Raw genomic sequence first — 12,143 nt, forward strand, 5'->3', positions numbered from 1 at the left:
GGGATTTTGTGATTGATGAAAAATCTTATTATTTACTTTATAGTGGTGATATAAAAAAATCATTTGAGGAAAATAATATAGAAAAATATATAATTTTAAATGATCAATTAGCGGCAATATATGTACCTGATACTTTTGAACCTGAAATATTAAATGATATTAAAACAGTTGACTGGTGGAGTCCATCTGATGTTATGAGTTCTCTTATAAATATAACTAATAATATAACTAATGGTGAATCTATAAATAGTTCTATAGGAGGATCTTATCTAGAGACTAACCCATATTTGAATGTTACAGGGAAGGGGGTTTTAGTTGCTGTAATAGATTCTGGAGTAGACTATTTACACAAAGATTTAATTGATGAGAATGGAATTAGTAAAATACTGTATTTATGGGATCAAGAAAATAATAGTAAAACACCTCCGGAAGGGATGATATTTGGAAGCGAATTTACTAGAGAGGAAATAAATACAGCTATACAAAATCAAGATCGAAGTTTAAGTAGTGATAACACTGGAACAGGGACTATGGCTTGTGGAATTATAGCGGGGCAAGGAAATATAAATAGAGAATATAGAGGTGTTGCAAAAGATGCAGATTTAATAGTTGTAAAACTAAGAGAGTATAAAGGGATATATTATGATGATAGAATAAGTTATATTGTAACAGACTTTTTAGCCGCCCTAACTTATGTTTTTAAAATTGCAATTAAAGAAAATAAACCTTTGATAATAAATTTAACAATAGGAAATATGTCAGCTATTAATATAGAAGCTTCAATATTAGAAACCTATGGGATAGTTGATAAATCAGGAATAGTTATAGTGAGTGGAGCAGGTAATGAAGGTAATACAGACATACACTATCAGGGAAATATAAATAGAGAAGATAGCTATACAGATGTAATTATACAAAATGGAAATAATAAAAATTTGGAGATTGTAATAAGAGGAAGAGGTCCAGATAAATTGTTTTTACAAATTATATCTCCATCGGGTGATGTTAGTCAAACAATAAGGTATGCACCAGACGATAGAATATATAGAGGTAGATTTTATATAGAAAAAACTTCTTATACAGTCTTAAATACATTTCCATGGCTTAGATCAGGAGATCAAAATATAAGGATAAATTTAACTGATATAAAACCTGGAATTTGGACTTTAAGAATCAGTCCAGAATTTATAATTCATGGAGATTTCAATGTATACCTCCCTAATAAATCAATTATAGACCCTTCAACTAGATTTGTAGATTCAACATCAAGCGCTACTATAACATTTATAGGGTTAGCGAATCCAGTAATAACAATAGGTACATACAGCGATAAAACTAATAGTTTGTGGATTGGATCATCAAAGGGAAACTTAAGTGGAAACAAAGTAAGACCAGATATAATAGCGCCGGGTGTTGATATAATATCAACTTATAATTTTGATGAGTATAATACAGCTACTGGAACTGGTGTAAGTAGTTCTATTGTATGTGGATCATTAGCTCTTATAATGCAATATTTAGAAGAAGAGAGCAGAGTACCTAAACTATCTCTTTTTACAGAGCCTTTAAGAACTTATTTAATGATAGGCGCAACTAGACAAGAAATATACACATACCCAAATATTTCACAGGGTTATGGAATTTTTAATCTTAGAGATACTTTTAGACAAATTGCTAGGAATTTATAAAGAAAGGTGTATACGAGTAAACGTTCACCTTTCTTATTTTTATTGTAATAAAAAAATTTAGATAAAAGTAAAAAAATGTGGAAAATGTTATCCTAGATGTGTTATAATCTGACAGGTCATAATAAATTTTTATAAAAAGGGAGAAAGAAGATGTTAAATGCAATTTTAGGATTACTAGCAGTTATAACAGCTGGGTTTTCAACAGTCTATGTAAAAGACTTTAAACAACATAGGGATAAAAGTAAAAATAAAATATTTAAGACAGGTATATTTATAGGATTTATAACTGACTTTTTAGATGCTATAGGGGTAGGATCTTTTGCAACAACTACAGGAATATTAAAGTTAAATAAACACATTAACATTCCAGATAAACTATTACCAGGAACGTTAAATGTTGCACATGCACTGCCTATGATAGTACAAGCTTTTATGTCGTTAAATTCGATAAGTGTTGATTTAGTTACATTAGTTAGTATGATTATAGCAGCGGTAGCAGGATCTTGGATTGGAGCTGGAATTATATCCAAATTACCAGAAAAAAAGGTACAATTAACTATGGGGGTAGCATTAGTTGGAACTGCTATACTGATAATACTAGGACAAGTTGGATTAATGCCAGCTGGAGGAGATGCTATGAGTCTTAGTGGATCAAAATTAGTTATAGGTATAGTAGGAAACTTTATTTTAGGAGCTCTTATGACAGCAGGTATAGGATTATATGCACCATGTATGGCAATGGTTGCATTACTTGGTATGAACCCTAAGGCTGCATTCCCTATAATGATGGGAGCCTGTGCATTTGTAGGACCAATAGCTAGTACAAAGTTTGTAAAAGAACAAGCTTATGAGAGAGAAATATCTATGGGTATAACTATAGGGGGAGTAGTTGGATCTATACTAGCATTGCTATTTGTTACAAATATGCCAGTATATTGGTTAAAATGGTTAGTAGTAGCTGTTGTAAGTTACACTGCTGTAACTATGTTTAAAGCAGGGCTTAGTAAAGATGAAACTTTAGAACTTGAACAAGTAAGTTAATATAAATTTGAATTTTAAAATCATAAAACTTAAGTAACTTAAGTTTTATGATTTTTTTATTTAAAAAATTAAAATAGTGGGTATTAGTTATATATATTAATAATATGAGCAGAATAATTAACAACAAACTTTAAGCAAGAAAGAGGAAAAACTATGAAAAGAGAAGACAAAGAACGTGTACCATTTGAAGGTAATTTATATGAAAATTTATTTATACCTAAAAAAACTCCATATGAAGATTTATTTACAGGTGGAGTGATAGAGGAACTATCAGATGATACTCCATATTCATTTGTGCATCCAAATAGTGATGAAGTAAAAGAATTATTACGAAAAAACAGGGGCGAAAAATAGATTAGAAATTTATATAAATAGACAAAATTTAAAATAGGGGGATAAATAATTTATTTAAAGAGGCAGACTGTTATGTAATAGTCTGTCTTTTATTGTCGAAATGATAGACCTCACCATGAAAACATGTTATAGTGTGTATTGATTAAAATTAGGGGAGAGAAATATGTTAGGAATTAGTAAAAGTAAAAAGTTTGAGGCTAGTAATAAATTAGCCACCATATTAACAATCGGCATATCAGCTTTTTTAGTTGTATTTTATATATTAAGTTTAATATACATATTCAAATATAATTTAATTTTGATGATAAAGCCAGAAGACTTTATAAGAATCTTTAATATAGTCTTAGCTTTTTTGGCTACAGTAAGTTGCATACTATGTTACAATAGTACAAAAAAAGAAGAGCTATTTATAGTTTCTCTAATGTATATGATATTTGTAATAGATATAACTTTAGGGGTATTTGATAATTTAACTTTACAAAATACTATTATAAGTATGAAGGGATATATAGCTATATCTACTTCATTAATGAGAATATCTATAATTTTAATAGCAACATTACCTTTAAAAAAGGTAAGGAAATTTATTATAGAAAATAAGATTTACTCTATATTAATAGTTGTTTTAAGTGCAACAATATTTGGATATTTAGAAAGTAAAAGTATTATATTTCCAATAAGGAAAGAAACAGATTTTTTTATTCTTTATAATCTTATGTTAATTTTTGTTTATAGTATAACCAGTACTATTTTATTTAAAAAGAGCATAAAAGAAAGAGATTACACATACTCGGTTATTGGAGCTAGTATATTGATGTTTTTAGTTAAGGCATTCTATGCTATAGTGGGAGCAAGAATACCTATAATAGAAATTAAATTTATATCAATATCAATAACATATATGGCTTTTATAGTACTTATAGTAGGTTTATTCTTAGAAACAACTATAAGTATAAAGAAAAAGAAAGAATTAGAAGAAGAGAAAAAAATATTTTTTAATCTTGTAGAAGAAAATAAAGCGAGCTGTATATTTATAAGTAATATGGATGGAAATATAATTTATTCTAATAAAAAAACAAAAAACTATTTCTTTGGAAATGATGATTATAAAAATTCTGCATTAACAGAAAGAATTGAACTTGTTATGTCTACTATAGATAAAGACATTATGAAAACTATAGAAGATAGTGTTAAAGAAGATGGATGCTGGAGTGGAAAAATTGAAATAAATGATGGTAGAAATATTATTGATTGTGGAATTCAAAAAATTATAGATTCAAGTTTAAAAGGAATTGATGAACATGGAGAAACTGCTAAATTAGTAGTTACATTTAATGATATAACCGAAGAACATAGAATGGAAAAATACATATCAGAATATGAAAAAATCAAAGATCATGAGAAGTTAAAAAATGAATTTTTTGCTAATATAAGTCATGAATTAAGAACTCCTTTAAATATATTTTATTCAACAACTCAATTACTAGATGTTAAATCATATGATGATGAAGCTGATTTTAGAAAAGTCTATTCTACATATAGACAAAGTTTAAAGACCAATTGTCAGAGAATGTTAAGACTTATAAATAATATGGTTGACATAACCCAAATTGATGTTGGATACACAAAGCCAAATATGAAAAATTGTGATATAGTAAGGTTAATTGAAGAAATAACTATGTCAGTTGTAATATATGCCAAACAAAAGGGAATAAATATAGTCTTTGATACAGATGAAGAAGAAAATATTATAAAATGTGATCCAGAAATGATAGAAAGGGCAATTTTAAACTTATTATCTAATGCTATAAAGTTTACAAAGCCAAATGGCAATATATTTGTTAATGTACATATAAATAAAGATTGGGTACAAATAATTGTAAAAGATGATGGAGTTGGAATACCTATACACATGCAAGATTTGATATTTGAAAGATTTGTACAAGCAGATAAATCATTGACTAGAATGAATGAAGGAAGCGGAATAGGTTTAAGTATCGTAAAAGCTATGGTTGAATTAAATAAAGGGGAAATTTATTTAGAAAGTGACGGAGAAAATGGAGCAGAATTTGAAATTTTATTACCTAATAAAAAACTATTAGGAGATATTATTGAAGATGAGACAAAAGATTATAAAGTAGATGTTCAAAAGATTGAATTAGAGCTTTCTGATATATATGAGTTATATTAAAATTTTGGTGAATATTGTTAAAATAAGGGGCTTAGTATATAATATTAAATACAAATTCTATTAACAGCTTTGAAAGGAAAGTATATGAGGAAAATTAATTTATTTAATAAATTTAATATATTTGTATTAATTAATATTTTGCTATTCGCATATTCAACATTAGATATAAATGCAAATAGTAATAATATAACTTTTAATGATTTTAATATAGATCAAGGTATAAGCCAAACAACCATAGAATCTATTTTTCAAGATAGTAAAGGGTATGTGTGGTTAGGTACAAATGATGGATTAAATAAATTTAATGGATATGATTTTAAAGTTTATAATTATGAAGAAGATGAGAATAGTATTAGTAATAACTTTATAACTGATATAAAAGAAGATAAAAGTAAAAATATATGGATAGCTACTATAGATGGAGTAAATAAATTAGATCAAAAAAGTGGAAAGTTTACAAATTATTTAAAGGAAAATAATTTGATTTCAAGTGGAAATGCAACAGAGATACTAATTACAAAAGATAATAAAATATTAGTTACAACAGATGATGGGATAAACATATATAATTCTGAAAAAGATAGATTTGATAGAATTTTATTTGAAAAAAATGATTTAGCCAGTCAATTTATATATTGTATTGATGAGGATAAAGAAGGTAATATTTGGGTGGGAACAAAGCTAGGTGTTAGCAAAATATCTAAAGATTTTAAAGTTATAAAAAACTTTATGATAGATGAATCTGATATAGGGAAAAATGAAACTTATAATGTTTTATGTGATGATGAAGCTGGCTATACTTGGGTTGGGAGTGCTAACTCAGGCTTAGCTAAGATTAATATGAAAACTGGCGAAATAATTAGTTATAAATGTGATCCTTTTGATGAAAATTCAATTCCTTGCTATTCAATTGGAGCAATAAAAAAAGATAGCAAAGGGAACCTGTGGATTGGGACGTCTAAAGGACTTGCTCTTTATAATAAGAATGAAGATAATTTTGAGGTATATACTCATAAAATATACGATAAGAATAGTTTAGTTAATAATGATGTTAAGAGCTTAATGGAAGATAGCAATGGGCTTATATGGGTAGGTACATATTCAGGATTAAGCGTATTTGATACTGAAAGTAAAATTAAACATTATAAGGCTGGTCAAGATAAAGATTACTTACTAAGTGAAAATATAGTACATGGTATATATGAAGATGATGATGGAGAGTTATGGGTAGGTACGAATTCAAAAGGAGTAAACATAATAGATAGGAAGAATAATAAATCTAAATACTTAAATACTAAAACAGAAAAAAACTTTATAAATGATTCTGTAAATGACATAACTGGAAAAGGAAATCAAATATATATAGCAACCGATGGAGGTCTTATAGAAGTAAATAAATCTAATAAATCTATAAACCACTATGGAGTAGCTGATGGGTTAGTCAATGATAGAATAAAAGATGTTTTGTTAGATAGTAAAGGGTATTTATGGATGGGGACTCCAGATGGGGTTAGTATATTAGATACTAAGACTAAAAAAACTATAGATATAAATAAGTATATAAATAAGGGTCAAGACAGAAACAAATATGTAAGATATATATTTGAAGATAGTGAAGGAAATTACTATTTAGGGTTTTTAAAAGATGATGGTTTGTGTAAAATAGATCCTAAAAATAACACTATAAAGACTTACAAAAATAGTAAACAAGACAAATATAGTTTAAGTAATAACTATGTAAGATATATAAATGAAGATAGTCATGGAAATATTTGGATAGGAACTAGTTATGGACTAAATAAATTTGATAAAGAGACTGAAAAATTTGAAAGATATAATACTAAAGATGGAATAGCTAATAATACTATTTATGGGGTTTTAGTAGATGATGAAGATGATATATGGATAAGTACTAATAAAGGAATTTCTAAAATTAATAGTTTAAACAATAAAGTACAAAATTTTAGTATAACAGATGGACTTCAAGGGAATGAATTTAATGGAAATGCAGCATACAAAAGTAAGAGTGGAGAACTTTTCTTTGGGGGCGTAAATGGGTTAAACTCATTTTTCCCAGAAAAAATTATAAAATCAGATAAAAAGCCTAAAATATTATTTGATACGTTTATTATAAACAACAAGGAATATAACAATATAAATGAAATGAAATTTAGTGAGAGTACAGACACTATAACTATTAAATTTTTTACTCCAGATTACTCAAATTATAAAAATACAACATATGAATATAACTTAGATGGAAGTAGTGGAGATGCAGTTAGAACAAAAGATAATTATGTAACTTATAATGATTTACCTCCAGGTAAATATAGATTTAGAGTTAAAGCTATTGATACAAGTGGAAATGTAAGTGATGAAAATTATGTAACATTTACTATAAAACCTCCAATATGGTTAAGTTGGTATGCAGTAATTATATATATATTAATAGGGCTTGGACTTATAGCTAATCACAAGCGCAAGATGAAAAAATTAGATAAATTAGTTCAAAAGAAAACTTTAAGATTAAGAGAAGAGATGGAAAAAAATAATGTTTTATTAAAAAGAAATATAAAATTAGAACAAAATAAGAATAGCTATTTTGTTAACTTATCTCATGAGCTTAGAACTCCTCTTAATGTAATAAGCAGTACTAATCAATTGATTTTAGGATTACTGAAAAAAGATGGACATATAAAAGAAGAAAATTTAAGTCACCATATAGATGTGTCTCAAAGAAACTGTAAAAGACTTTTAAATTTAATCAATAATATAGTAGATAGTGCTAAGTTGCAAAATGATATGTACAGAGTAACATTAGAAGAAACAGATATAGTCTATCTAGTTGAAGAAACAGCATTGACTTTAAAAGATTATGTAAGCACTAAGGGAATTGAACTAATTATTGACCCTGAAATAGAAGAAAAGCTTATAAGATGTGATAAATATGAAATTGAAAGATGTGTTGTCAACTTAGTAGGAAATGCCGCTAAATTTACACCAGAAGGTGGTAGTATAACTATAACTATAAAAGATTTAGAAGAAAAAGTTATGATAAGTGTTTTAGATACAGGTGTAGGAATAGAGGAAAAATATCATAAGCTTATATTTGATAGATTTAACCAAGTTTTAGAGGAAAATAACAAGGTAAAGCGTGGAAGTGGGTTAGGACTTACTATAACTAGTCAAATAGTTAAGTTACATAAAGGTGAAATATATGTTGAAAGTAAAATTGGTAAAGGTAGTAATTTTGTTATAATACTTCCTGTAAATCCTAATGAATACAATTCTAAAAGTAAAAATATATAAACTCTTAAAATGGTGAATATCAAAAGGTATTCACCATTTTTGTAAAAAAAAGTAAAAAATATTTACAAGTTGATGAAATTATGATATATTATTTACATAAGTTAATGAAATACGGAGAGGTGTCCGAGTGGTTTAAGGAGCTGGTCTTGAAAACCAGTGACTCCGAAAGGGGCCGTGGGTTCGAATCCCACCCTCTCCGCCAGTTTTAAAAGTACCTGAGATTTAAGGTGCTTTTTTTGTATTTATAAAACTATATATTTGAATATTCTTTATTATAAAACATAAAATAATTAAAATTAATAATGTAAGAGAGGTATATAGATATGAGAAAAAAAGAGAATAATGACACTAAGAAAAATATAGAAGAAGTAACAATGTACGAAAATATGAATTTTAATGATATAGATAGTTTAAGTGGAGATATGGATAATACTCTTACAAATTTATTTTTATCTTTAAATTCGGATAACATTAAAAAGAAAACTAAAAAACATAAATAAAAATATATAAGACCTGTAAATGCAGGTCTTATATATTTTAAATATATTTTAAAATCTAAGGTAGGTGAAAGTATGAAAGTAAGTACAATTAAGACTATTATTTTAAATAATACAGAAAAAAATAGACATAACTCTGGAGTTGCAATTTATAAAAATAACTTAGTGAGTGAGAGCTATATAAAAAAAGAAAATGATAATATAAATTTTTATGCTGTAGTTGGGAATGAAATGTTTAATGAAAAAAATAATTCTTTAATAACTATAAGTGAAAAAACTAATAGGATAGTTTCAACTAGCTGTGATTGTAATGATTGGTTAAATAAAAGCATGGAAAGTAATACATTTGTCTGTAAGCATATAGTTGCAGCTATTTATAAGTGCATAGATGATCTTACAAACAAGAAGAACAATATAAAAAGCACTCAAAATAAACTTAATAATAATGAAGTATCGTATGCTAGGGCTAAAGTAACATATAAGTTTGATTTGGATGAAGATAATAATTTGAGATTTTCTTTTAATATAGGAAATCTAAATAGAAAAAGATATAATGAGATATTTAGTGCATACAAAGAAAATAAACGCCTATATAGATTGAAAGAATCTATATACTTGGATTTACATAATAAAGATATACAGGAATTATTAGAACTTATCGATACGTTAGGAATTCCAGTTGAAGCAGATGATTTTAAAGTTGAAAATAGTAAACTTTTATATATAGACAATTATATAAAAGAAAATAAACTTAATTTCATATCAGGAAAAGAATACATAGATAAAATAATGTCTAGATTTAATGATAAAATAAATTGCGAGATTCCGCAAAATATTAAAAATATATTAAGGGAATATCAATTAGAAGGTGTTAATTGGTTTAATAGTATCAGTAACTATAAATTTGGAGGGATTTTAGCGGATGAAATGGGTCTTGGAAAGACACTACAAACAATTGCGTTTATTAGTAGTCAAAAAAATTCGAAGAATATAGTAGTAACGCCTACATCACTTATACATAACTGGAAAAATGAAATTGATAAGTTTGCTTCAAATTTGAAGGTAGGAATAGCATATGGGGATAAAAAATCAAGAGAATTAATAATTGAAAATTATAGAGATTATGATGTCGTTCTAACTACTTATTCTACAATTAGAAATGATTTTGAGAAGTATAAAAACAAAAAATTTGACTATATGTTCATAGATGAAGCGCAAAATATAAAAAATCCAGATGCTATAGTAACTAAATCTATAAAGAGCATTAGCGCTAATTCTAAGTTTGCCTTAACAGGGACTCCTTTAGAAAATAACTTATTAGAACTTTGGTCTATATTTGATTTTATAATGCCTGGGTATTTATATGATAAAAAGGAATTTCAAAATAAATTTGTAGATGGAGATATTAAAAAATTAAAAAAATTAATAAAACCTTTTATATTAAGAAGAACAAAAAAAGAAGTTATAAAGGAATTGCCAGACAAAATAGAAAAGAAATTTATTGTAGAATTAAATAAAGAACAAAAGAAAATATATGATATTTACAATAAAAATGTAATAGAAAAATTAGAAAATGCTAAATATGAAAATGATAAAATAACAATATTTTCATATTTAACTAAACTGAGACAACTATGTCTTCATCCTAAGACCTTGCTAAAAGACTATACAGGTAAAAGTTCTAAAATTGATATTTGTATAGAAATTTTAAATGAAGCTATCTCAAATGGTAGAAAGGTATTATTATTTTCTCAGTTTACAAGTGTTTTAAGATTGATAGAAGAAGAACTTAAAAATAAAAATATAAAATCTATGTATTTAGATGGAAAAACTAATGCTAAAGATCGTATAAATTTAGTTAATGAATTTAATGAAAATGAAAATATTAATGTTTTTTTAATATCTTTAAAAGCTGGAGGAACAGGATTAAATTTAACTAGTGCTGATATGGTTATACATTTTGACCCATGGTGGAATTTAGCCGTAGAAAATCAAGCAAGTGATAGAGCTCATAGGATAGGTCAAAAAAATGTAGTTGAAGTGATAAAATTAATATCAAAAGATACAATAGAGGAAAAGATTGTTTTATTACAAGAAAATAAAAAGGATATGATTGATAATATTATTGACGATAGCTTATCTAATTCTACGAATTTAAAAGGATTAAGCAAAAAAGACTTAATAGAATTATTCAAATAGAAGTGATGTAACAAAAATCCAAAAAACTACATATTATTGTATAAGTAGATAAAACTACTTATACAATAATATGGGAGATGTTTAAAAAATGGCAAAAAAGAAGGTAGAAGATAATATAAAAAAAGTAACAAAACCGGTAACAGATGTAGGTAAAGAAGTTTTAAATGGAGCTGGAAATATAGGGAAAGAAACTATAAACACAGGATTAAATGTAGGAAAAGATGTTATAAATGGAGTTGGAAACATAGCTAAAGAAACTATAAATACAGGAGTAAATGTAGGTAAAAAAGTTAAAGATAACATTAAAGGAAAATAGATACACTAAAGGGAGTTTTATACTCCCTTTTATTGTGTAAATATTGGAATTAGCACGATATTACATAAAACGACAAAAGAATGAGTTATAATAATCAAGCACAATATAAATCAGAAAGGAGAATTAAAAGTGGGGAATAAAATGGAATTACTAAAAAGTTCTTATGAATTATTATTAGAGGCTGATGAGGTGTTAAGATCCAATTTTGATTATGAAAGTATTTTGGAAAATAGTTTTATAGATGAGGAACAAGAGGTTATTTTTACAAAAGATACATTTGGAAAATACATACAATATGATATTAGTGATTGCTATACTCCTTTAATAAAAGCTTTAAAAACTTATAGATGTAAGGAAATAAGTGATATTTATAAAGAGTTAAAAAAAATAAGTATAGAGGCAGAAATATTTTGCTAAATGATAAAAATAACTAAGGCTATAATGAATGTTATAAAGTCTTAGTTATTTTTGCTATTTAAAATAATGAATAGAGAAGTTATAGTTAAATATGATATAATAATTAGACATGAATAGAAATAATATGATAA

At 26.3% G+C, this 12,143-nt stretch carries 9 protein-coding genes and 1 tRNA gene; all 10 read left to right on the top strand.

Annotation, left to right across the window (positions count from 1 at the left end):
* Nucleotides 1–8: 8 nt before the first annotated feature.
* Nucleotides 9–1,688: a bile acid germinant receptor pseudoprotease CspC gene (gene cspC / locus GFJ41_RS01285; protein WP_332841103.1), complete on the top strand. Its 1,680-nt coding sequence runs from the start codon at nucleotides 9–11 to the stop codon at nucleotides 1,686–1,688.
* Nucleotides 1,689–1,838: 150 nt separating this feature from the next.
* Nucleotides 1,839–2,729, top strand: coding sequence for a sulfite exporter TauE/SafE family protein (locus GFJ41_RS01290; RefSeq protein WP_035113698.1), 891 nt, complete (start codon nucleotides 1,839–1,841; stop codon nucleotides 2,727–2,729).
* A gap of 153 nt (nucleotides 2,730–2,882) precedes the next feature.
* Nucleotides 2,883–3,083 carry a hypothetical protein gene (locus tag GFJ41_RS01295; RefSeq protein ID WP_053830997.1) on the top strand — a complete coding sequence of 67 codons (201 nt, stop codon included), beginning with the start codon at nucleotides 2,883–2,885 and terminating at the stop codon, nucleotides 3,081–3,083.
* Nucleotides 3,084–3,246: 163 nt separating this feature from the next.
* Complete coding sequence (locus tag GFJ41_RS18650) at nucleotides 3,247–5,274, top strand: sensor histidine kinase (RefSeq protein ID WP_148550925.1); 2,028 nt, start codon at nucleotides 3,247–3,249, stop codon at nucleotides 5,272–5,274.
* An 84-nt stretch (nucleotides 5,275–5,358) separates the two neighbouring features.
* Nucleotides 5,359–8,583, top strand: a complete 3,225-nt coding sequence (locus GFJ41_RS01305; RefSeq protein ID WP_170074406.1) for a ligand-binding sensor domain-containing protein — start codon at nucleotides 5,359–5,361, stop codon at nucleotides 8,581–8,583.
* Nucleotides 8,584–8,696: 113 nt separating this feature from the next.
* A tRNA-Ser gene (locus GFJ41_RS01310) sits at nucleotides 8,697–8,785 on the top strand.
* Between the two features lie 121 nt (nucleotides 8,786–8,906).
* Entirely contained in the window at nucleotides 8,907–9,083 is a 177-nt protein-coding gene (locus GFJ41_RS01315) for a hypothetical protein (protein ID WP_156317145.1), read from the top strand.
* 72 nt (nucleotides 9,084–9,155) lie between these two features.
* Entirely contained in the window at nucleotides 9,156–11,279 is a 2,124-nt protein-coding gene (locus GFJ41_RS01320) for a DEAD/DEAH box helicase (RefSeq protein ID WP_170074407.1), read from the top strand.
* Between the two features lie 88 nt (nucleotides 11,280–11,367).
* Nucleotides 11,368–11,595, top strand: coding sequence for a hypothetical protein (locus GFJ41_RS01325; protein ID WP_021429178.1), 228 nt, complete (start codon nucleotides 11,368–11,370; stop codon nucleotides 11,593–11,595).
* Between the two features lie 129 nt (nucleotides 11,596–11,724).
* Nucleotides 11,725–12,012, top strand: a complete 288-nt coding sequence (locus GFJ41_RS01330; protein WP_021429010.1) for a hypothetical protein — start codon at nucleotides 11,725–11,727, stop codon at nucleotides 12,010–12,012.
* Nucleotides 12,013–12,143 lie beyond the last annotated feature (131 nt).

It is taken from the genome of Paraclostridium dentum, from assembly GCF_012922555.1.
GTDB classification, from domain to species: domain Bacteria; phylum Bacillota; class Clostridia; order Peptostreptococcales; family Peptostreptococcaceae; genus Paraclostridium; species Paraclostridium dentum.

What these genes read in the sequence shown, in the direction of transcription:
- GFJ41_RS01290 (WP_035113698.1), top strand. Translation starts at nt 1,839, where the DNA reads ATGTTAAATGCAATTTTAGGATTACTAGCAGTTATAACAGCTGGGTTT.
- GFJ41_RS01295 (WP_053830997.1), top strand. Translation starts at nt 2,883, where the DNA reads ATGAAAAGAGAAGACAAAGAACGTGTACCATTTGAAGGTAATTTATAT.
- GFJ41_RS18650 (WP_148550925.1), top strand. Translation starts at nt 3,247, where the DNA reads ATGTTAGGAATTAGTAAAAGTAAAAAGTTTGAGGCTAGTAATAAATTA.
- GFJ41_RS01305 (WP_170074406.1), top strand. Translation starts at nt 5,359, where the DNA reads ATGAGGAAAATTAATTTATTTAATAAATTTAATATATTTGTATTAATT.
- GFJ41_RS01315 (WP_156317145.1), top strand. Translation starts at nt 8,907, where the DNA reads ATGAGAAAAAAAGAGAATAATGACACTAAGAAAAATATAGAAGAAGTA.
- GFJ41_RS01320 (WP_170074407.1), top strand. Translation starts at nt 9,156, where the DNA reads ATGAAAGTAAGTACAATTAAGACTATTATTTTAAATAATACAGAAAAA.
- GFJ41_RS01325 (WP_021429178.1), top strand. Translation starts at nt 11,368, where the DNA reads ATGGCAAAAAAGAAGGTAGAAGATAATATAAAAAAAGTAACAAAACCG.